The 20,607-nt window shown below is 44.9% G+C and carries 22 protein-coding genes; 16 read left to right on the top strand and 6 right to left on the bottom strand.

The window, feature by feature from the left end; all coding sequences use genetic code 11:
* Positions 1 to 64: 64 nt before the first annotated feature.
* Positions 65 to 1,795 (top strand): EAL domain-containing protein, encoded by a 1,731-nt coding sequence (locus F0265_RS00735; protein WP_171747369.1) that lies wholly within the window; start codon positions 65 to 67, stop codon positions 1,793 to 1,795.
* A gap of 177 nt (positions 1,796 to 1,972) precedes the next feature.
* Here the strand turns inward: F0265_RS00735 and F0265_RS00730 are convergent, their stop codons facing one another.
* Positions 1,973 to 3,277 (bottom strand): dicarboxylate/amino acid:cation symporter, encoded by a 1,305-nt coding sequence (locus tag F0265_RS00730; RefSeq protein ID WP_171747368.1) that lies wholly within the window; start codon positions 3,275 to 3,277, stop codon positions 1,973 to 1,975.
* Between the two features lie 580 nt (positions 3,278 to 3,857).
* Between F0265_RS00730 and F0265_RS00725 the strand changes: the two genes are divergently transcribed.
* The 13 genes from F0265_RS00725 (at position 3,858) to F0265_RS00665 (ending at position 12,836) form a co-directional block, all read left to right on the top strand.
* Entirely contained in the window at positions 3,858 to 5,069 is a 1,212-nt protein-coding gene (locus tag F0265_RS00725; protein WP_171747367.1) for an AraC family transcriptional regulator, read from the top strand.
* 101 nt (positions 5,070 to 5,170) lie between these two features.
* Positions 5,171 to 5,371: a RebB family R body protein gene (locus F0265_RS00720; RefSeq protein WP_006960107.1), complete on the top strand. Its 201-nt coding sequence runs from the start codon at positions 5,171 to 5,173 to the stop codon at positions 5,369 to 5,371.
* Between the two features lie 52 nt (positions 5,372 to 5,423).
* A complete protein-coding gene (locus F0265_RS00715) occupies positions 5,424 to 5,690 on the top strand; it encodes a RebB family R body protein (protein ID WP_006960108.1) in 267 nt (88 codons plus the stop codon).
* Between the two features lie 23 nt (positions 5,691 to 5,713).
* Positions 5,714 to 5,974, top strand: coding sequence for a RebB family R body protein (locus F0265_RS00710; RefSeq protein WP_006960109.1), 261 nt, complete (start codon positions 5,714 to 5,716; stop codon positions 5,972 to 5,974).
* A 52-nt stretch (positions 5,975 to 6,026) separates the two neighbouring features.
* Positions 6,027 to 6,290: a RebB family R body protein gene (locus tag F0265_RS00705; protein ID WP_006960110.1), complete on the top strand. Its 264-nt coding sequence runs from the start codon at positions 6,027 to 6,029 to the stop codon at positions 6,288 to 6,290.
* A gap of 59 nt (positions 6,291 to 6,349) precedes the next feature.
* Positions 6,350 to 6,643 (top strand): RebB family R body protein, encoded by a 294-nt coding sequence (locus F0265_RS00700; RefSeq protein ID WP_006960111.1) that lies wholly within the window; start codon positions 6,350 to 6,352, stop codon positions 6,641 to 6,643.
* An 86-nt stretch (positions 6,644 to 6,729) separates the two neighbouring features.
* Complete coding sequence (locus F0265_RS00695) at positions 6,730 to 7,158, top strand: RebB family R body protein (RefSeq protein WP_045974326.1); 429 nt, start codon at positions 6,730 to 6,732, stop codon at positions 7,156 to 7,158.
* On the top strand, positions 7,145 to 7,408 hold the full coding sequence (locus tag F0265_RS00690) for a hypothetical protein (protein WP_006960113.1): 264 nt from the start codon (positions 7,145 to 7,147) through the stop codon (positions 7,406 to 7,408). Before F0265_RS00695 ends, F0265_RS00690 begins: the two co-directional genes overlap by 14 nt.
* 11 nt (positions 7,409 to 7,419) lie before the next feature.
* Positions 7,420 to 7,692 (top strand): RebB family R body protein, encoded by a 273-nt coding sequence (locus F0265_RS00685; RefSeq protein ID WP_019277222.1) that lies wholly within the window; start codon positions 7,420 to 7,422, stop codon positions 7,690 to 7,692.
* 94 nt (positions 7,693 to 7,786) lie between these two features.
* Entirely contained in the window at positions 7,787 to 7,978 is a 192-nt protein-coding gene (locus F0265_RS00680) for a RebB family R body protein (RefSeq protein WP_171747366.1), read from the top strand.
* Between the two features lie 13 nt (positions 7,979 to 7,991).
* A complete protein-coding gene (locus tag F0265_RS00675) occupies positions 7,992 to 8,258 on the top strand; it encodes a hypothetical protein (protein WP_006960116.1) in 267 nt (88 codons plus the stop codon).
* 161 nt (positions 8,259 to 8,419) lie between these two features.
* Complete coding sequence (locus F0265_RS00670) at positions 8,420 to 11,932, top strand: T6SS effector BTH_I2691 family protein (protein WP_253809263.1); 3,513 nt, start codon at positions 8,420 to 8,422, stop codon at positions 11,930 to 11,932.
* A gap of 10 nt (positions 11,933 to 11,942) precedes the next feature.
* On the top strand, positions 11,943 to 12,836 hold the full coding sequence (locus tag F0265_RS00665; RefSeq protein WP_029236259.1) for a hypothetical protein: 894 nt from the start codon (positions 11,943 to 11,945) through the stop codon (positions 12,834 to 12,836).
* A 264-nt stretch (positions 12,837 to 13,100) separates the two neighbouring features.
* Here the strand turns inward: F0265_RS00665 and F0265_RS00660 are convergent, their stop codons facing one another.
* From F0265_RS00660 to F0265_RS00650, 3 genes are all read right to left on the bottom strand, one after another.
* Positions 13,101 to 13,655 (bottom strand): hypothetical protein, encoded by a 555-nt coding sequence (locus tag F0265_RS00660; protein WP_171747365.1) that lies wholly within the window; start codon positions 13,653 to 13,655, stop codon positions 13,101 to 13,103.
* 195 nt (positions 13,656 to 13,850) lie between these two features.
* Entirely contained in the window at positions 13,851 to 15,383 is a 1,533-nt protein-coding gene (locus tag F0265_RS00655; RefSeq protein WP_253809262.1) for a hypothetical protein, read from the bottom strand.
* A 10-nt stretch (positions 15,384 to 15,393) separates the two neighbouring features.
* Positions 15,394 to 15,642, bottom strand: a complete 249-nt coding sequence (locus F0265_RS00650) for a hypothetical protein (protein WP_171747364.1) — start codon at positions 15,640 to 15,642, stop codon at positions 15,394 to 15,396.
* Positions 15,643 to 15,941: 299 nt separating this feature from the next.
* Between F0265_RS00650 and F0265_RS00645 the strand changes: the two genes are divergently transcribed.
* Together F0265_RS00645 and F0265_RS00640 are read left to right on the top strand one after the other, a co-directional pair.
* A complete protein-coding gene (locus tag F0265_RS00645; RefSeq protein ID WP_171747363.1) occupies positions 15,942 to 17,918 on the top strand; it encodes a hypothetical protein in 1,977 nt (658 codons plus the stop codon).
* 187 nt (positions 17,919 to 18,105) lie between these two features.
* Positions 18,106 to 19,020 carry an SDR family NAD(P)-dependent oxidoreductase gene (locus F0265_RS00640; RefSeq protein ID WP_171747362.1) on the top strand — a complete coding sequence of 305 codons (915 nt, stop codon included), beginning with the start codon at positions 18,106 to 18,108 and terminating at the stop codon, positions 19,018 to 19,020.
* Positions 19,021 to 19,056: 36 nt separating this feature from the next.
* Here F0265_RS00640 and F0265_RS00635 read toward each other — a convergent pair whose 3' ends face one another.
* Together F0265_RS00635 and F0265_RS00630 are read right to left on the bottom strand one after the other, a co-directional pair.
* On the bottom strand, positions 19,057 to 19,650 hold the full coding sequence (locus F0265_RS00635; RefSeq protein ID WP_171747361.1) for a hypothetical protein: 594 nt from the start codon (positions 19,648 to 19,650) through the stop codon (positions 19,057 to 19,059).
* Positions 19,651 to 19,752: 102 nt separating this feature from the next.
* Positions 19,753 to 20,604 carry a hypothetical protein gene (locus F0265_RS00630; RefSeq protein ID WP_171747360.1) on the bottom strand — a complete coding sequence of 284 codons (852 nt, stop codon included), beginning with the start codon at positions 20,602 to 20,604 and terminating at the stop codon, positions 19,753 to 19,755.
* Positions 20,605 to 20,607 lie beyond the last annotated feature (3 nt).

The raw sequence follows: 20,607 nt of genomic DNA, 5'->3' as shown, positions 1-20,607 counted from the left end.
AATTTTATCAAATCTACAACTGAGGCTATAAAAATATAAATAAAATAATAGAATGGGGTAAGGAATGTTCTATTCATTTAGTTTGAGTGAAAATGGACTTCAGAGTTTAATTCTGAATGGAAGCCTTCTATACAGCGTTGAAGACAAAGATAAAAAACTAGAATTCGACTTAAATGATAAAGAACGCTTCATTTTTGAGTTCTTGGTAGAAAACTCGTCAAGAGAATTTCCATCCAGTCCAAGAGACATTGAAGCAGCATACAAAGAATATTATGACGATGAATTTGGACTGTATGCACTCAAAAATACCATTGCTTCATTACGTAAGAAGTATAAGCAACTTATCGCTGGATACGATGGCGATATGGAAGATAAGGAGTTGATCGTCAATGTATTCAAGAAGGGGTATTACATTGATTTAGAGCGGATAGAAAACAATCAGATTAAAGAGAGCATCGCCACTAACTTTAACAGTTATAAACCAACCATTTTCAGCATGTTCAAGACATGTATGGAAATATACCACTTCTCTATCCTCAATAAAGCGGCTAAAGCACTACTCTTTTCAGGGCTGATTCTCGTCATGCTTTACATGGTCCAAGTGCTCCATCTGACTTCGATTGTGGAACGGTATAGCCTGAATACGGATAAAGTGACCAAAAATCTCATGCTAATGGGGTGTCACGATCATAATTTAGTGTCGGCGTTTAATGACACGTTAAATTTAGATTCAGCGATTGTGATTTCAGATTCCCAAGCCTGTTTGGTAGATAGGGAACAGGCTCAAGTGATCGATAAAAATAGCGTTGAAGCGCTACTTAACCTGCCGCAGTTTGTTTATACCACTCGGGAAAATGCCACCAATGGAACCTTGGTGCTAGGGCGTATTTCCGCGAATGCCGTCAGTAATCGTTATAGTAACAACCTTTGGCCGGTACTGATTGACTCGATGGGAGTGAATAACAAAGTCGAAGACGTTTTTAAGATCGGGGACCTGTCAGGCGTTAAAATTTATGATGTGACTCTGGACAATGGGACCCGAGTCGCCTTTTACAGCCAAAACTTATTCTACGAGTGGGCATCTCTGTGCTTTCTGTATTCGCTGCTCTTCTACGGTAAATGCATGTTACGTTTCAGTCGATTTTGTCACGACTGGTATTCGATACGCTTCAAGCTGGAAAAAATCGTGGATACGGACCGAAAAACTGTGCTCTATCATGAGATCCTCACTCGTGTGAAACACCGCAGTGCTTTGCAGTACATTGCAAATTTGGCAGAAACCAATCTGGTTACCCTACATACCGTATTGATCGCTAAAACGATTCAAAATGGCCGACATGCCGGTGAAGTAGGGGTTTATGGCATGAATATTTGCCCCAGCTCATTACAGAATCGCAATTTCCATGTGTTAGAAAAGTATCTGCTTACCTTAGAGCCCAATGAAGTTGTGCTGGAAGTCGCTGAAAATTCGAAGCTTGCCTATAACGAAGAAATATACGCCAACATTCGATACCTAAAGTCTTTGGGTTTTATGATTGCGCTGGACGACTTCGGTACGGGCAACAATAACGTCGAAATCGTTCACCGGGTATCCCCTGATTACCTCAAAGTTGATAAAGAATTTATTCATGGCATTGAATCCAATGAAGTGAAAAAACGCTTGTTAGTCACGCTATCGGAGATAGGCGTGATCTCCGATTGCCAAATCATTCAAGAAGGTGTTGAAACCATCACTCAGCAGGAGGTGCTTAGTCGCCTCGGCTATCGACTCCAGCAGGGATATTTATATAGCTAGCTTGAAAACCCAATAGCGCCAATAAATATGCGCCCCTTAACCCACTCTCCAGTGAAACTTTGAACTATCAGAATACCAGTCTTTGTAGTTACAGTTCTTCCGTACCGCTTCTTAACCCAGAAACAAAAAATCCCCGTGCATTGGCACGGGGATTTTTAATTCACTTTAAGAACAAGCTTAAGCGTTGGCTTTTTTCAGCTGAACTTCTTCTTCTTTCGCACCGGCCATAGGGTCGTTGAAGCGTGACTCATCCAGAGCCCCTTCTGACTTAGCAACGATAACCGTTACCGCGCTGTCACCTGTGATGTTTACAGCAGTACGGATCATGTCTAGTAGACGGTCTACACCCATAATTAGTGCGATACCTTCTAGCGGTAGACCTACTTGGTTAAGTACCATTGCTAGCATGACCAGACCTACACCCGGAACACCAGCCGTACCGATAGATGCAAGTGTTGCTGTCATGATCACCATCAGGTAATCACCCATAGTCAGGTCAATGTTGAATGCCTGAGCAATAAAGGCTGTCGCAACACCTTGCATGATGGCCGTGCCATCCATGTTCACAGTCGCGCCTAGTGGAACCGTGAATGAAGAAATACGGTTATCAACACCCATTCGGTTCTTTGCGGTTTCCATCGTGACAGGGATTGTCGCGTTGGAAGATGCAGTCGAAAACGCGAACATGATGGCGTCTTCCATCTTCTTCAGGAAAGTTATTGGGCTAAGACCAGTGAAGCCTTTCAGCATCACGCTGTAGGTGACTAGGCCGTGAATCACAAGTGTGCCCGCCAGAACGAGGAAGTATTCCGCTAAGTTTAGAATTGCACTCAGACCTAGACCTGTGAATAGCTTCGCCATTAGGAAGAACACACCGTAAGGGGCTAGGTTCATCAGTAGCGCAACCAGCTTCATGATGACTTCATTAAGGTCAGCAAATACCGCGGCAATACGCTCACCTGGTTTACCCGCGGCACTGATCGCGATACCAAACAGTACAGCAAATACGATGACCTGAAGGGTTTTACCTTCAGCCATGGCGCTGATCGGGTTGGTCGGGAACATGTCGATAATGACCTGGCCCAGAGACGGTGCTTCTGCGGATTTGAATGAGCTCGCTGCGGTCAGATCAGCACCTGCACCTGGCTGGAATAGGTTACCCATAGTCAGTGCAAGCGTAATCGCAACAGCGGTTGTAGTAATATAGAAAGCGAGTGTTTTACCACCCATTCGGCCTAAAGTAGATAGGTCTTTCAGTGAGCTTGTACCACAAACCAGTGAAACAAAAACCAGTGGGACAACAAGCATTTTTAAGCTGGCAACGAAAATCTGGCCACCAACTTCAAACAGTCCATTGACGATGTATGTGTCGACAAATCCGTTGTCGGCAAAAAGGCTGCGAATCGCAAAACCTGTCAAGATACCCGCAACCATGCCCAGAATTACTCGGCTGGTTAGCGACATTGGTTTCTTGGTATTCATAGTGAACACTCCTTATAGTTATGCACCTTGAGTTCACTTCAAGGCGTGCAGGAGGTTATCAGTCGAACCGGAAAATACGAAAGTAAAATGCATTATCAGATTTATAGATGTGATCTTTATCACTGGAGATTATTGGGTTTTAACTCTGTGATAACAATATTAGTTAAATGTTTTATCTAAGTATTTTCAAATTTCACATCTTGTTTGGGAGGTGTTAAAAAACAAGTCATTCTCATTACCTGTGGAATCAGGTGCATATGGAGGTCGGATGACTTGATGCTTGCATAGATAATCAATAGTTATGCACTTTTTAGTGTACCTGATAGGGAGATGTTAAGCCCTTTTCATCGAAATAACGCACGGTTTTCCTTTGCCATCACTTGTTTCTCGTGCGTTGGGCGTGGATAACAACAGTTATCGTGTTAATTATTCCTTTGTAAATGCTAGTCACTTCATATTCAACGGGTTTCTCACTGCTTTAACCGTGAATTTAGCCAATAACACCAATTTACCTAGGGATGTTCCCCTTAGCATAGAAGCTCGACGTCAGAGACTACATTAAAATAAAGGAATAATTACAATGTCAGAGCTAAGCTACGCCAATACAGGAGCGACCGGAAATGGCGTTCCTATGGTACTTAATAATTACAATTCGTTCCCACATAACCCTGTTAATAGAAGTGGAGCAGAGTACCCTCTGCTAGGCTTATCCCCTTCAATACAGAGAATCCAAAGTCAGATTGAATTTGCTGCTAGAACCAACTACCCAGTATTTATCAGCGGAGAGACAGGGACGGAAAAACGCTCCATCGCCTCTCTTATTCATCTAAACCGACTGGAAGGTAAAGGCCGCTTTATTCTTATCCCGCCAACCATCCATAATCAGTCACAATTTAAAGCGTACCTAGAGAGTAGCCTCAATCGAGCGAAGCAAGGCACCTTGTATCTCTCTGAAGTTGATGTATTGCCACAGGAAAAGAAAGACTATCTGACCACCTTATTCAGTCAGGAAGAGTTTCAAAGTTGTTTGACTGAAAAAAAGGTCCAGCTGATCGTCTCCTGTACCGAATCAATCAACAGTGCGGAAGGAAATCGGCAATTTTTGGCTAAGTTGCTGGGGACAGAGGTTCCTCACCTAGAGCTTCATATCCCGCCAGTCAGGGAGCGTAAGCAAGACCTCTCCAACCACATCGATCATATACTCAATAAACTTCAATCCTTTACCACGACACGATTTACCCCCGAAGCGATTCAACTTCTTCATAAATACCATTGGCCGGGCAATGTTGAGCAGTTGCAGAGAGTCATTGTGACTCTAGCGTCCTGTTGCAATAACAACATTGATGTTGAAGACATTCAGAATCTCGATCTTTTCCCCGAAAGTGAAACCTTCGACATTGTTGAAGCGGTATTAAGCCAAGAGTTCAGTGGATTCCGTCATCTTCACCCAGGATTGCTAAAAGCGCTCAACTATATGAGCGAGAACTTCACCGAAGAACTGACGTTAGCCGACCTGTCTAACGCCGCGTTTACTAGCCAGTCCCACCTTTCTTATCTGTTCCGCCAGCACATTGGCTACTCATTTAAGTCACTACTGGTACAGGTGCGTATCTGTTATGCCCAGCAGCTGATTGATGAGTCACCGATGATGAAAGTGACGGAAGTATGCCTGCAATCCGGGTTCGGCGACCTGAGTCATTTCGAGAAAATGTTCAAGAGAAATGTCGGATGCACACCACGCCAGTACCGCCAGAAAGAACGAGAAAAAGCTCGCCTCTTTGCGGCGAACTAAGTTGGTGAAAAGGCCGCAATTCTTGATGGATTCGACCAAGTTATCAAGCGGACTTCTTCTTAATATGGAAAGCATAGAGACGAACATCAAGAGCCTCTGAAATGGAAATCAACATCGAGAAAATGCTGAGTCAATTTACCCCGACAACATCGCGCAATATGTACCTCAATATGGTGGCCGATTCGTTAGGGAAAGCATCACAAAATGCAACTCATGCTCAGCAGCAGATTCAGACCATAGTGGTCACCAATACGGCGTTAGGTTCCGGGTTGATTTATTCCATTGCAGCAAAAGGGTCTTAGTCAGTTTTGAGGTGCAATGCGGCACTTCTTAACCAGCAAAGGAGCATTTGATATGCCAGTAAATGATGCGGTCACCGATTCCGTGACGCAAGTAAACACCGAGGTAGTGGGTGATACCCCCGCTGTTGCGAGTGGAAACCTGTTGCTTTCTACCAGTCAGGCAATGGGCATCTCCGCACTCAACAGTACAGGGGCGAACCAACAAGCGACTTTGGTCCATCAGTCTTCGACAGTGCAGGGAGTGAACTCTTTGCTCGCTACAGGTACCGCGGTTATAGGCCGTAGTGTCGAACTCATCCTAGAACCTAGCGCAAGCTAATTAACTGAAATTAGGAGCAAATTATGCCAGTTAATGAACAAGTAACAGACTCAGTAACACAGGTGAACACGAAAGTTGTTGGCGAAACGCCAGCAATGGCAATGGGTAACCTGTTGATGTCTACCAGCCACGCTTTGAGTAATGCTGCTCACAACGCGACGGCTGCACAGCAGCAAGCACAAATCACTATGCAGGCTGCAACAGTACAGGGTGTGAACTCTTTGATGGCAATCGGTTCTTCGGTCATTGGCCGTGGTGCTGAAGGCATCATCGAAAAAGGCTAATTATAGCCAGGTTGGAAAAACTAATTGTTAACAACAAATAAGGAACGAAACAATGCCAGTTAATGAACAAGTAACAGACTCAGTAACACAGGTGAACACAAAAGTGGTTGGTGAAACTCCGGCAATGGCAATGGGTAACTTGCTAATGTCTACCAGCCAAGCGTTAGGCACTGCAGCTCACAACGCGACAAGCGGCCAGCAGCAAGCACAAATTACTATGCAGGCAGCAACGGTTCAAGGCGTTAACTCGCTTATGTCTATCGGTTCTTCGGTTGTTGGCCGAAGTGCAGAAGGCATCATCGAAAAAGACTCGTAATGCCATACGCACCTTTGTCAGTCTGATGACTGGCAAAGGTGTATTTGAAGGAGATGTGAATGAAAACGGTAAACACACCCCCTGATCAGGCAGAGTCAGCATTCCACGCGGCGAATCAATCTGTGGCTCAGTCCACCGCCATGGCACTTGCGGATGCAACAGACAATCTGCGCAACCTGAACACATTGAGCACCACTGCGATTGGCACGGCGTTAAGCCAACTTCTGGAAACGGGTGATCCTAAGTACATGGACATTATCGACCAGGCGCAAAAAGTAGTGACAAACGGCGCCGAAAACTTCGGTGTTGTCGGCGATAAAGTGGCGACTGTGCTACACGATCGCTCTCAGTAACTATTGCTGTTCTTCTCATTTCCATTTCAGGTTTGTGAGTTCAGCATTCGTTTCAGCGCCTGTTGAAGGCATCGCAAGGAGTGAACATGAAAGAGCAGGATACAAGATTCGAAAACGAGTTCGAACAGGAACTCTCGCAAAACGCTATCGACCAGTTTAATACGTTGCAGGCGTTCTCGTCGCAACCAACCAGCTTGCTGGAAACCACATTGGCTGACACGTTAGGTTTGTCCATGCATAACGCGGTCAGCACTCAGCAACAGTCACAAATGACCACCGCGGCTTCGGTGACGAACGCCTGTGCCCGCTTACTTCAGACTCAAACTCGACCGACGGTTGAGGCGAAAGTTGAGCCTAAAACCGAGCCCGCCATCTTTGTCGATGCCAGTCATCGGTTAGGAAGAGAGGACGGCGGCAGTGAAGACATTCAGGAAGACGCTGAAGAGAAAAAACGCTCATTCAGTTTGTTACGTTTTCTGAAGAGAAACAAAGGGGCGAACGATGACCAGCAATGACACGATGAAGTTTGATGTCAATGAACAGCTCAAGCAGATTGAGTCGTTCACCGAGCGGCAACAACAGGATGTGCAAAAGTTGATTGCAGAGTCACAGAAGCGTTTTGGTTCAGGCCAGGTGACTGAGTCCATTGATGAAGTGGAAAGCGCGGTCACGGGTATGTTGGATAACATCGAAGGCCAGCTTGAGCAGGAAATCAGCAAAATCAATCAGCAGCTGCAGGAGCTGCTGCCAAATGAAATTCAATAAGTGAGGTTATCATGCCGAAAAAAGTCAACGAGCAGATCACGGACTCTGTAACTCAAACCAATACTCAAGTGCTGGCGGGATCACCAGCTAATGCGATGGGTAACCTGTTTACCTCTATGGGCTTGGCGATGTCGAACCTGAACAATAACGCGACTTCAGCGCAGCAACAGGCAAACATTGGTATGCAGGCGGCGACGGTTCAAGGTGTCAACGCACTAACGGCTATTGGTACTGCAGTTTTGGGTCGAGCAACAGAAGCGATCGTCGAAAAAGACGAAGAATAAACGTCAGCACACTTTGATTTTCTTGCCAAAAGTACCATTTGACCCAACGGCCAATTCAGTTAATGACATTGGCCTTTTGTTTTAGGAGTGAGCCATGAGTGATAAAAGCAGTGCGGAAGACCTCAAACAAGTGTCAGAGATGATCGATCAGCTGACAGAGTCAGCCATGTCAGACACCATGGGTCTGCACATGCAAAACGCCGTGACCATACAACAAGGTATGCAGGCAATTAGCAATGCTTCAACCTCGACAGCTTGCGCCTTGATCCTCAAAAAAGGCGGCTAACGGGTAGCCGCTCATGTCGAATGAGAGCACGACTGACAAGGCCAAACAATCGGTCGCTCAATCTACCGCCATCGCAGTGCAAGACGCTGCCGACAACTTGCGCAATCTCAACACCATCAGTACCACCGCTATCGGTGTTGCTCTGTCTGAACTTCTTGCCACAGGTGACCCAAAATACGTTCAGGTTATCGAGCAAGCTCAGAAAATCATGGAAAAAGGCACCGCCAACTTTGCCGAATTGGGTGAAAAAGCGGCTGATGTGGCAAAGAAATTTGGATAGTCAGGTGCTCAAGAATTTGTTTAAAAACACAACTTCTTGTTCAAATTAGCAAAATGTTGTGTAACCAAGAAAAGAAACATTTTAATCATTTGAATTAGTTAACTTTTTATTAGGTACGCTATTTGCTTAATCCAGATAATTTTTGTCCGTCTGGTGTAACTATGAGCAACCACAACCCCCTTCCTCCTAAGAAATCCATGTTTTGGAACGATCAGAGCTTCAGCCATGATGATGCGGTCACAGCGTATGAGCAAGATGGCACTCTTACATCCTTTAATCAGATGTCTGACTTGGAATCTGATGATCTTGCAGGATCGCCACCTGAACACAGCATGTTTTGGGAAGGGGAGACGGAAAAGATTGAGCCGCCAGAACAAGGCGTGCCCGAAGAAAAACTCAACCTTAAGAAAAAAGAGGTAGAAGGGGAAACGATCAATATTGTTCCTGTGCGTTACGCGATAGATGAAATCGAAGACCCGGAAGCTGAGCCTACTACAAAGCCATTTGGACTGCCTGAAGAGTGGAAGGGGAAAGGCTCAACAAAATACAGTTCAGATTCAGGCTTAAGTTATACGCTAAGACAACTGCGTGATGGTTGGCTATACGTTTATGACCACATGACAAAAGAGCTCGATGAATACGAAGTAAAGGGCGTGAACTTCACTCAGTATCTGATGGGCGAAAGTGAAGATCCTGAACTAGGTAAAGACAGCCGCGGTCAGGCACAAGAAGCAAAGCCTTATATCACTTATTCTACAAAAACCGCCATTTCATGTGTGTTCTCAAAACATCGTTGGAGCTGGGAGAGCTACGAAAGAGTCCGTGCTGGCGAAGCGAAGAACGGCCAGTTTATGTCTACTCGGGCATTAAAGCTGCCAGATGCTTCTGATGTCGGCGATATTGAGCTGTTATCACAAGTGGCGGATATAGAGGAGAGTGCGGTTGAGGACCAGCGTTTTGCTAACAGCAGTGTTCTAACCTCGATGGATAGTGAGTACCCAGATCTAGAAGTGAAACCTGTGGCATCCGCAGCCGAGATTAAAAGTGCTTTACCCCCTGAAGAAGCTGCTTGCATCATGGCAATTGATGATTACTTGGCAGAAGGGCGGGATGTCTCTGCGTATTTTGTAGGTGTTGCATCTCCTTATCGGTTATTCGAAGAACAATACACCAACCAATGGGCTCTGATGCAAACCGCCATGCAGCTTTGCATGTTTGGCTCAAAAGATGATCTCAAGATGCCATCTATCGTCAAGCGAAGAGGCCAAGAGCTTGAGTTCTATAAAGACCTTTCTAGCTACTTTTCTAGTAAGGAAAGCTTACATGCCGTGAAAAAAATGCCCTATATGTTCACTGATAAATATGGGCATGCAACGCAGCAAATATTGTCTGAGGCTATTACTGAAGCTGACTCTGCCGAAGCTTATCTTCAAAAAAAATATAGTATTTCTCCATCTAAGTTAGAAAGCTATCAAACGTGGGCGGCAACCGATAAATGGAGAAAAATGCTCGACTGGCAGCGCATGTTTTCTGAAATGGAAGAGTTGACCAAGAAGCGCGAGGAACTCTTCGAACCCGTAGTAAAGGTGAGAGAAGATTTTCGCAAGAACTTGGAGATATTCTCACCTCATCGTATTGAGTGGTTGATGGATTTATGGGATAGAGAGACTCAGGACGAGCTACTTCACTATCACATGCAAATAGTTGAGGCCGTCACTTTTATCCAGAGTGAAGAAGAGCAAGAGTTTATTGCCGCTCAGTTTGATAGTCCGACGACGATTATCCCGCTAAACACCAGCGGCTTTAGTCGTGAGCTATTCAACGTGATAGGTTCTGTTATTCCAGAGAGTATCAATGACGCTTCTGTTGCTTCTGCGGAGCAGCAAATAGACCCCTCAAGCCAAGATAAATTTGCATCTGCCGCTGCAAACTGGGGAAATGCAACAGGTATTTACAGTAAACTGGTGGATTTTCTCACCAACGAGGATGTTTATAGTAGCAAACTGATTCAGTCACTATCGGAAGGGTCTAAGAATCTTCAGCTACTTGTTGGCGAATTAGTCGAAGCACTGTCACTCGCAGTTCCTAAAGCTGGAGCCAGCTTAGTTGCACAAGCTTCAGTGCTCGTATTATCTGCGGTTGCTCCCATGCCTAATGCAAATACAACTTACATGAGAATGGCCATGGCAGAGCGCCTTGCTCTCAAAGTGGGAGTGGAAGTACCGGGTGACTATGCCACTAAGTTTGCCGAATGGCGTGATAAGATCAAACGTAATGTGAAGATACTAAAAGAGTCTAAAGCTATCATAGATGCGTTTAATCGAAATGATAAATCGGTCTCTAAAAGTGCTTTCAAAGTCGCCAGAAAAAAGTACCTTCATGCTAAAAAAGTACTCAGAGCAAATATATTGGAATACCCTCAAAAAATTGTTTTACCACCAGACTTTGCAGCAGCGATGGTACGGACGAATATAAATATTCTTAAGGGTAAGATTGATAATCTAGGTAAATACTACAACTCAGTTGGTGGTCTCGGTTTTATTGGTTTGCTCTTTAATTTGATTGCTTTTCATGATGCTTTAGATGATGCATTTGAAGATGACTTTGTCCAGACGGATGAATATCTTGCAATAATACAAACAGGCATGTACTCGCTATCTGCATTAATCGGTATCCGCGCGGGTAAAGCTTGGTCTAATGTTTCAGGGAATCCTCTATTGAGGAAGCATTCACTACGATACTTAATGAGAAATCGCTATGACTTACAGCTTGTTTCAGGCCAACTTAGAGGTCTAAATTTATATAATAAGTGGTTAGGGGTTACCGCAGTTCTAGGGATTTTCGCCACCATGGTTGAGCTCGTCAGGGTTTATAATAAATACTCAACTAGTTCTGGTGTTGATAGACAACTCTTGCTTATCCAAGGTGGGTCTCTAATGGCTTCAGGAGCTGCATTGGGAGTCCAAGCTTTTGGTTATACTGGATTATTATCAGTTTCTGCAACTGCAGGGTTGGTTATTACTGGTGTACTAGCAGTAGCCGTTATTATTTATGTATCTACAAGCCTACTTCTAGAACTAAATAAGCAGGATGATTACCAAAAGTGGCTATCATCTTTACCGTGGGGTACGTCTCCAAGTCGCAGGCAATGGAGCTCGAATTCAGATTTAGAAATACAGGTTAATGAGAACAATGAGCTAGTAACAGGATACATGAAGTTGCTAAGTAAAATCATTACTCAGCCAGTAATTACGCAGACCCCTATAAATATAGTTGAGCCGAGGTGGCATGGCGTAAATGCAGTGTCTGTAACTCAAACTGGGATCAAAATAGAAGTAGAGGTGCCTGTAGGAGAACGTTTCGACGCTATTAAAGTGTATACTAATCTGGATATGTCTTCTGAGACGGATATTAAATGGGAAGAAGAGCAAGAGCATCCAGACAGAAAAAAATGTGCGTTCACATTGCCAGTTGATATATCTGACAAGTATTTATTGCTTAAAGTTGAATATGTCACGTTAGCAAGTGAGTACAGCAGTGGAAGTGTTATTGATTCATATTATTATCAGCATACATTGAAGGATGAAAGTACATATACTGCAGAATTTGATGAGGTGAAGGTTGCGTTGTATCAATCTGAATCATTAAGTGAGAGTATTACAATAATTTATTGAGGTACAGTTGGTGTCAAGTTTTCCATTTTATATAACTCCAAGTGAATTTGATGAGCAGGTTGCGGAGCATGAGCTTTTGCTTAAAGAAGATGAGAGCTCTATGCGTTGGAGCAGTCGCAATGTAGATGAAGCGGACAGATGGATAAGAAAAAAATGGTGGTTCGCAATAATATCTGCGATATCTTTTCTTTTCATAGGCTTAGGGATGATACTAGATTTAGAAATGTGGATAAATCTTGAGGGGCTAGCATTAGCAACAATAGTCTCATTGTCTGTCGTTTGGTGGGCTTCTTATATTAGTTATGCTGTTGATGATAAATTTGACTATATCTTGTCAGATAAAGGGTTGGCTTTGTACCAAACATTTGGTGAACCAGAATGGGCTCCTCAACTAGTTAAAGGTATTGGTTTTTTCGGTAGCATTGCAAGTATTATCTTAATTTTTATTATTGGACCAAAGGCATTAGTTGGAGTTGGGGCATTTATGTTGGTGTCTTTTGGTTTAGTGAATAGAAAGCCTCATGATATTCACAAAAAAGTTGTACTCTCAGAACAATTCATGTGCTCGCGTTACAATCGAGATCGAGGGGTTATATGTATATTTAGCCGTTCTGATGCTTGTGAGCCTTCTACTAAACATGATGACTCTGTCTTCAGAGTATTGGGTAAGTCTTGGTTGTACATCTTCCCTGATAATGATGATCGGTTTGAGAAGGTTTTAAAGCTACTTAAAGATGATCTTAGTCTTGAGTGTATAGAGTCCAATGACAAAAGCGTGCTTTTTGACTGGGAAAAAGCACCTCAAGAGTTCAAATCCTTTCGCCATCAACGAGCACACTATTCTATGGAAGATGCTGTGACAAAAAGAGATCATCCAGCTCCACCACCCAAAAAACCAAGATAAAGCATGACTTAATGCCTAAGCCAAAAAGATGCCTCGGTTAAACTGAGAATGACTTGTGAATACCTTGTAGAGTTTGGATTGACATTCGAAAGGTAGGAAAGTGAATGCGGATTTTAGACTTAGTTTTCATTATTTGGTTGAGCTTTTTAACACTTTACCAGTTCAATGCATTATTCCAGCTGCTTGTTGATGGTTGGTTATAGAGAAAGCCCATAGAGATCAGTCCCTATGGGCTTTTACTTTATAAGTGGCTTATCAAGTCTTCTACAACACTCTCAAACATTGTTCTGGCGGAATACTGAGCAGCGTATTAGCAAAGTGAATCTTTTCATTGCGCCACTGCAGCCCAGCTTCCGGGCTTTCCTTGGACCTTCTGTCTGCCTCAAAATAGCTGTGTCTCGGTAAACCGTCGGCAGGCGTCATGACCATGGACTGTTCATTGACTCGCATCGTGAACAAGAACTGGCCTCGTTGACCTGATTGAGCACCTGGGTGGTGCAAGGTGGTATCGCAGCAATAGCGCTTATCGCGTAGCGCTCGGCAGGTGTATTCAAAAGCATCCTGTGTGCCGCGACCGGGGAAGGCAGTATAGATACTGACTCCATCTCGCTGTAATACTTCACTACCTGCGCCGAGCTGAACTGCGTATTGAACCAACCTGAAACCTAACACCAATCCACCGACACTATTAATACCGCTGTATTGAATAGCCCCCGCTAAATCTAGGCATAGGCGGTCATCGTTTTCGTACAGGTAAAGTTCAGGGGAAGCCCACTCGCTTTGAGGAATTAGCAGTTCAGTGATGTCTGGTTGATTCATATTGGCCTCCGCCGTTAGCTTGATATCATCAGAGTGATAATTTATACGAATGAAAATCATTATCAACAAATAATGGCGAAAAGTTTGGTTTTGATTGAATTTAAGTTCAACGCGGAAAGGTAAGAAAAGTCGTCTTGTAGGTAGAAGGAAAGCCCATAATGGTTTATGGGCTTGAATCGAGCCGTAACAAAAGAGTTAGACTCTTAGTTTACCTGCGAGAGTACTGATAGCAGCATCTTTTCGGCACGTCATGATCTCGACGAACTTGTGTGGTTTTTGCTCCATTAAGTGGAAAATGGTAATCAGTGCTAGGCGCACCTGAGCATCATTGTGGTGATCTTTATTGTGAATTAGATCGGCCACTTCTAACAGTTTCTGCGCCTGTGGTTTATCACCATCGCTCACGCCCGTTTTTCTCGCTACCCATTTAAATCCACTGTAAGCAGAAATAAGCAGACCGAATGGCGTGACTTTGAATGAGTAGCGCACGGCCGCCCAATCAATATTGTCGATTGCCAAGATGATGGATGCCACAACAGGATCGTCGTCTTTGAGTTTGAGCGTCTCTTTGCCATGTTGCTTGAGATCGTATAGAAGCAGCTGTTTGGCCATATACACATTAAAGTCGACCGTTGCGGTTAATGGAGTCAGCAAGTTTCCGCCGAAATGGAGGCCTAACGCTGTTCCCCCTTTACTGGCGATTTGACCCAGTGCAAACCATAAAATGCTGCGGGCATTATCTTTTAGTTTTGTTGGAATGCTGGTGATTTTTTTAGTGAACCACTCCAGCCAAGTTTCTTCGCTGGTCTGGCGCTGTGTGGCTTTAATTAAATCGAGCATTGGGTTTACTTGGGTAATGAGCGTATCTATCGAATGAAAGCCTGCGAGTGGCATCTTCTCGAACGGAATCGAGACGAAATGGATCGATTCAGGCGCCTCGATTTCAGGTGTCGGAAAATCAAGCTTCTTCGTGATGATCTCCAGTTGCTCGTCAAAGAACTTGACGAAACCATCTTTGTTGGCGGGGGTGTCGCTGCTAAATAATCCACTACAGACCACATAAGGCGCCTCTACCGTGCTGGTGACAACATGTGTGTCATATTTGATTTTTTGCCACAAAAAGTTCATCGCTGTGATGGCTTGTGGGGAATATTCGTTGCAGAACAGATTAAAGGAATCTGAGCTAATTAGTTGCATTAACCAATCGGCATAATTTGTAGAAGCAGGGTTAGTATCAAGAATATCTTTCGGGAGCTTCTTAGGATATTCAGATATCTCGGTTTTAATGCCATTGAAGCTGGTCTTGAGATCAGCATACAAAGCTTGAGCCATCGTTGCAGCATTGGATTTCTCTAAAACAAGAGGGGAAACAAGGCTGGGGCATAGTTTACTTGCTTTGGCTAGGTGGACTTGAGCACCACTCAGGCTCTTAACGGATTCTTTCGAGCTTGAGTTGATAAGCGAATCCAAGAAGGAGGTGTGTGTACTCACATTTTTGTTGGCGAGTAAATCTGATAGCACAGTCTGCATATGGGCTAAAACAGTCGGAAAGTCCTGATACAGGAAGTACACGAAGTCACCGCTAGTCAACAGATAATGCGTCCACTCTTTGTACTGAACTTTCTCAGGTATCGTGTCCACATCCATTTGTATCATGCCCTTTTCCCAATCCCCTCGGCTTTTGAGGATTGAAGCCAAATGCTTACACGCTCTATTTCTGATGGTCATCACGGGCTCCTTACTGTTCTTCTGCGTTCATGTTTTCTAACGCTATGAGTTGTTGCCACAGATACTCATCCATAGCTTGCTGTTGGCTGGTTGTGAGAGGGGCACTCTCGTTTTCAGTTGAGCTGCCTGAAGCCCCCTGTCTTAACGGATTAGTGTTGGTTGGCATTGTTGTCACTCCAATTAGGTTGAATGGCTGGACGATGCGTCCAAGGCGTGGAATTTCAAAAGCCGTCAGACGTTGTGCTGACGACTTACACATGAAGTGGTTCAACTATATGAATGTGCCGAAGGATTCACTCAGGGTTAGCTGTGATCTTCTCGGGGTATGCAATGCTGAGTTGAGAAATGGAAGCGATTCGCTGGCTTATAAAACTACAAGCTTCGTCATCGGTTCGCCTAGGTTTCACATCGGTTCGCCAAAGTATTGGAGTCATTGCCTAGTTAGAGTGGAGGGAGCCGTGCGTCTTCGTAACCGCTCAACTTTTGAGCTGTGATGAGTTAACAAATTCCACGTAAAGGCGCGCTTCCAACCTTTAGTTCAGTAAACAGGAATCTAAGATGCCAATTAATGCCATTCAGCAAAAAGCGCGTGAAATTAAGCGTCGTGTCGATAGCGAAATTACCGAGAAGTTTCTTGAAGTTGTTGCAGTACCTACGGAAGCTGCTGCGTTAAGGGCTGATGCGGCGCTGCGTACGAAAGCAGGTCTCAACACCAATAACATTTATTACCATTACCTAAAGGGCGGGGCTGCGTTAACCAAGTTGGATACTGGTGGGCACCCAACGAGTGACTGGGATTTTCAGGTGATGCCTGACTTGGCAACGTACACTAAGTGGGCGACGGGTGCCAATCCAAACGCGGAGCTTAATACTGTCCATGATGCAATGATTGAAGTGCTAGAGGATGCCGCACAAGCTCTGAGAGCGGGTGTAGGGCCAAATGATGTCACCGTGGGTATGAACACCACGATGAATAACTGGCTAACTGGAGAGTTATTGGGAATCATTGAAAATGTGGTCAGAGAAGAGACTGGGCTCGTCGGGCCAATAACTGTGGCGTATCGGGATAACCAAAGTCGATGCTACCAAGTCGGTCGCGATATGCGTTATTTGCCTGAATGGGATATGCGTAACCATCGTTTGTTCAACAATCACACTCAGAGAATTGAATTTGGACTTGGTGATACGGTTTCACACGCGATGACCGATAATATCAGTGGGTTAGGTTATCAGCCCCAGTGTACTCCAACTATCTATGTTAACCATACCATCCCCGGCTTCTTACTCTACCGTTTGGCCATTGTGTATGACTTCAGGATCACCCATGGCGGTAATACTGAGGATATCCGATTTAAATCTGAAGTTGTCGATTTATCGACACCGCGTATGGGTAACCCTGAATCCTATATTTCAGCTAAGGATGAAGTGACGGTATTGCACGATGACCAGAACGGCGATTTTAAGATCCCGGGTTGGCGCTATATGCTGTTTGAAAACCTACTGCTTATTGGTGAAATTGAATTAGGGGTGAGTGGTAGCCCACATAAAGAAGCAAAGAGAAAGAAACGGGCAGCTGCTGCCATGTATGCCATTGCCGGTTTGAACAACAACCGAGCGAATCTTAAAGCACTTGGAAACGCGGCAACCATTCAAGAAATTCCCAACCAGCAAAACGGTACACATCGTAGAGGTATCGTCCCGCAGGTAAAATATGATCTGCTCGGTAAAGTGAATCACTTTGCGGCTTCCGTCAATGAGCAAGGGCCGACCGGTGACGTGAATGGTTACATCAATAAAGCAGTAGAAGGTAATTATGACTTAGCGATCACGGGGTCTGGTTTGCAGCTCACTGCGGCTTGTGATCAAAGTAATGTCAACAAACTGATGAAAAACCTACCTAACCTTAAAGCCTGCATTCTTAACCCTTTAACCTTCTCTCAAGTCAACACCGCACTATCAATACTGCTCAAGCCAAAATCGAAGAAGGTCAATCCAAACGACAAATTCAAAGTGGTTAACGATGCTTTGTTGAGTGCTTGGTTGCAACTTGACAGTAAGGACTTCTTTAAGAATATGGATTTCCCTCTGGGGCTAGTTAAGCTTACCGTCAATACCAACGCCTATACAGACATTAAAAACCGAGCTGTTGACCTGAAGAGCAAAAAGTTTGGTACCACCAATATCCATAATGTTCGAGTGATTGAGACGGTGAACTCGAAAGAGATTCTGGTCAGTTTTAATAGCCAGATACAACAAGGTATGAACCAAAGAGTATTGAACCAGAACAACCGAGCTCATACGACTTACATCTGCTTCACTCTTGACGCTAACTTGGATAACAACAACCCTTCTAACGATTATTACGAAGCGGTAGGTGGTCAGAACAACGGGCCGTGGGCAGCGTTGGATTCATGTGTGCCATATAAGCTTAGGTCTTCCAATTGTGAAGATTTGTTGGGTATCTATTTGCAAACGATCATGCTTGTTCAAGTGCGCTATCCACTGATGGAGTTGTATCGTCAGTTGAAAGGTTAAATCAGTCGATGTAAGGAAAAAATCCGCCATTACTGGCGGATTTTTTTGTTTGTCTAGAAGAGGGGGCCAAATTGAAATCACCTCAAAGAGCGCAAGAAATATCAAAAACGGCTTCATCTGAGTTGATAAAGTTTCACCATCAAGACGGCGCATTAGCTGCAACAATAGTCAAATTTAGAGGTGAAACATGGTGAAGAGTGTATTAATTACAGGCGCGAATGCAGGTTTAGGTAAAGAAACAGCGAGACAGCTGGCGGCCAATCAAAACATCGAGAAGATCTATCTAGGGTGTCGCAATTACACTAAAGCTCTGGTTGCCAAGCGAGAGCTGGAGGAGCAAACCGGAAGAGCCATATTTGATATTGTGGATATCGACGTTTCTGATCTTGCATCAGTTAACGCTGCGGTTGAAGCCCTACCGGAAGCGGTGGATGCACTGGTGATGAATGCGGGTGGCACAGGTGGCGCACGTTTCTATGAGCGAAACAGCGCTGGCGTAACCCAAATCGTTGCGGTGAATTTACTTGGTCATGTGGCGCTGACGAACGGTCTGCTAAAAGCCAATAAACTCAACAAGGTCGCATTGTATGCCGGTTCTGAAGCGGCGCGTGGTGTGAAGTCGATGGGAATGAAACGCCCTGAGCTGAAAAGCTCGTCGGTTCAGGAATTTGCGGACATTTGTGAAGGGCGATTATACAACCATCAAAAAGACGCGACGGTCCCTTATGGGCCTGTGAAGTATATGGCGGCGCTTTGGATGTCGTCCATCGCTCGTGAGTATCCTCAAGTCCGCTTTGTGACCATGAGCCCCGGTGCGACAACAGGTACGGAAGGCTTTGATACTCTTAGCCCAATGCGTCAGTACATGATGAAGGGAATGATGCAGGTCATGCTGATGCTGGGAAAAGTGCATAAATTGGAAGTGGGTGCACAGCGCTTTGTGGATGGGCTGCTGGATGACAAATTCAAGAGTGGCACTTTCTATGCCAGTGAGTCTGGGTTAACGGGTCCGCTGGGAGAGCAAAGTAAGTTGTTCAAGGATCTTGCCAACGTTCATATTCAAAATAATGCGCGTGCCGCGATTGAAAGCTACATCGCGTGATAACCATGATGTTGGGAGCGGGACTAATGTCCCGTCTCAAAATGCAGCCAGCAGAAAACGTGGCTCCCCTTCTTTTTTCATATGACTGAGCCGCGCAATCTGAGTGCTGCCCGTTAAGCTGGTATCAAGCACATACGCACACTGAGTGTTGTTATCCAATGGCTCGAAATGCTTGATGTCTTCGCCACTGAAGCTTCCCCATAATCCGACCAGCAGCATCACTTCATCTTCGGGTAAAGACTTACGTAAGGATGCGACACGTTTGGTATCGTCATAGAGTTTGTTGCGATCTTTTTTTGACGCTAATTCGTCCTGATGCAGAACGTGAAATTCAAACCAAAGGTTTTTACCCGGCGTTGAAATACGCAGATCCGCTTTTGACGCGTAGCGTTTGTCGCAAGGTTCGACGGAAGCCGATTTGCTAACAAATTTGAGGTATTCGTCATTATGTCTGTAGGGGGAGGCGAAATGGATATCCTCGATATCTGAAGATTGAGCCAGCGACAGGCTGAGATCGAGCGTGAGCCAGGAATGTACAAAAGGCTTTGCCTGAGGCATGGCGATGACCTGATTCGCTTTGTTGAAATCGTGCTGGCCGGCGAGATGGCTAAGTAGTGATTGCTGAATCATAAGGTTTCTCCGAAAGAGCGATGCGTTCAGAGTATCAATCGAAGTGGGCAGAAACTCGGGATAAGCCAGCATAGAATAGGGGATGCTGGCGTTAGGTTGCGGTTATGCGTTCTCTAGCCATAGCTGCGCATCATCCAATTCATGTAGATACACTCTGCTCTGGCTGGCATGATTAGCAAGGTTGTAATCGTTCAATAGTTCTGGACGAAAGGCTGTGCCCAAAGATAGACATTGAACTTGCTGAGTGGGAGAAAAATAACTGAGCTGCTCAGACAAAATATCGGAAAGCTCAGGCTCTTCAATTCCCCCTTCAAAGCATGACCACAATGCTTTGATGACCGGATACATAGGTTTGCTTTGCTGCCTTGAATCGGTACTTTTGGCATAACCCGATTGCCATTGAAAAGTCGTACCAAACAAAAAGCAGCGGATGGTGTGCATGAGTAGCCAGTAATCGTGCTGAACATCCGCTCCATTCGGTTTGGCGACTGTCATGTACTGGTACAGTGCAGCAACAAATTTGCTGGTGGCGAGGCTATCTGCATTGGTCATTGCCAATAAGATGGCACGATTGATCTTGCCAGCGTATTTCTCCTCAGGTGTTGGCTGCTTGGGTGGTCGATTGACCTCTCTTGGCTCATGAGAGTAATGGTAGTGACCGGAAATACCGTGTTGTCCGAGTCTGGAACCTCGTTCATTCAGTGCACCACCATTGAGCCAGTCTACATGGCTGAGAGGGTTAATCGGGCGTATCGACATGGGTTTACCAGCTTGTGAGTGTTGTGACCATTCAGGTAAATCTGATGAGCTTTCACAAGCGGGCGGTTCCTCTTGCACTGGGGAGGAAAGAGCCAGATAAGCCAGTTGGTACGCCAGCCGTTGGGCGAGGCCGGGCTCTGCTCCGGCCAATAATGCGGCGCTGAAGGCCGCATAATACATTTGGTCTGATCGCATTAA

The sequence above is a fragment of the Vibrio sp. RE88 genome, from assembly GCF_013113835.1.
GTDB lineage: Bacteria > Pseudomonadota > Gammaproteobacteria > Enterobacterales > Vibrionaceae > Vibrio.
Note: the sequence above shows the minus strand (reverse complement) of the source record. Positions and strands in the feature narration are given on the sequence as shown.

Coding starts and splice junctions, on each gene's coding strand:
- F0265_RS00650 (WP_171747364.1), bottom strand. CDS start 15,642: ATGTGTAAGTCGTCAGCACAACGTCTGACGGCTTTTGAAATTCCACGC.
- F0265_RS00675 (WP_006960116.1), top strand. CDS start 7,992: ATGTCGAATGAGAGCACGACTGACAAGGCCAAACAATCGGTCGCTCAA.
- F0265_RS00720 (WP_006960107.1), top strand. CDS start 5,171: ATGGAAATCAACATCGAGAAAATGCTGAGTCAATTTACCCCGACAACA.
- F0265_RS00630 (WP_171747360.1), bottom strand. CDS start 20,604: ATGCGATCAGACCAAATGTATTATGCGGCCTTCAGCGCCGCATTATTG.
- F0265_RS00685 (WP_019277222.1), top strand. CDS start 7,420: ATGCCGAAAAAAGTCAACGAGCAGATCACGGACTCTGTAACTCAAACC.
- F0265_RS00705 (WP_006960110.1), top strand. CDS start 6,027: ATGCCAGTTAATGAACAAGTAACAGACTCAGTAACACAGGTGAACACA.
- F0265_RS00645 (WP_171747363.1), top strand. CDS start 15,942: ATGCCAATTAATGCCATTCAGCAAAAAGCGCGTGAAATTAAGCGTCGT.
- F0265_RS00635 (WP_171747361.1), bottom strand. CDS start 19,650: ATGATTCAGCAATCACTACTTAGCCATCTCGCCGGCCAGCACGATTTC.
- F0265_RS00695 (WP_045974326.1), top strand. CDS start 6,730: ATGAAAGAGCAGGATACAAGATTCGAAAACGAGTTCGAACAGGAACTC.
- F0265_RS00700 (WP_006960111.1), top strand. CDS start 6,350: ATGAAAACGGTAAACACACCCCCTGATCAGGCAGAGTCAGCATTCCAC.
- F0265_RS00670 (WP_253809263.1), top strand. CDS start 8,420: ATGAGCAACCACAACCCCCTTCCTCCTAAGAAATCCATGTTTTGGAAC.
- F0265_RS00715 (WP_006960108.1), top strand. CDS start 5,424: ATGCCAGTAAATGATGCGGTCACCGATTCCGTGACGCAAGTAAACACC.
- F0265_RS00725 (WP_171747367.1), top strand. CDS start 3,858: ATGTCAGAGCTAAGCTACGCCAATACAGGAGCGACCGGAAATGGCGTT.
- F0265_RS00680 (WP_171747366.1), top strand. CDS start 7,787: ATGAGTGATAAAAGCAGTGCGGAAGACCTCAAACAAGTGTCAGAGATG.
- F0265_RS00710 (WP_006960109.1), top strand. CDS start 5,714: ATGCCAGTTAATGAACAAGTAACAGACTCAGTAACACAGGTGAACACG.
- F0265_RS00730 (WP_171747368.1), bottom strand. CDS start 3,277: ATGAATACCAAGAAACCAATGTCGCTAACCAGCCGAGTAATTCTGGGC.
- F0265_RS00735 (WP_171747369.1), top strand. CDS start 65: ATGTTCTATTCATTTAGTTTGAGTGAAAATGGACTTCAGAGTTTAATT.
- F0265_RS00640 (WP_171747362.1), top strand. CDS start 18,106: ATGGTGAAGAGTGTATTAATTACAGGCGCGAATGCAGGTTTAGGTAAA.
- F0265_RS00690 (WP_006960113.1), top strand. CDS start 7,145: ATGACCAGCAATGACACGATGAAGTTTGATGTCAATGAACAGCTCAAG.
- F0265_RS00660 (WP_171747365.1), bottom strand. CDS start 13,655: ATGAATCAACCAGACATCACTGAACTGCTAATTCCTCAAAGCGAGTGG.
- F0265_RS00655 (WP_253809262.1), bottom strand. CDS start 15,383: ATGACCATCAGAAATAGAGCGTGTAAGCATTTGGCTTCAATCCTCAAA.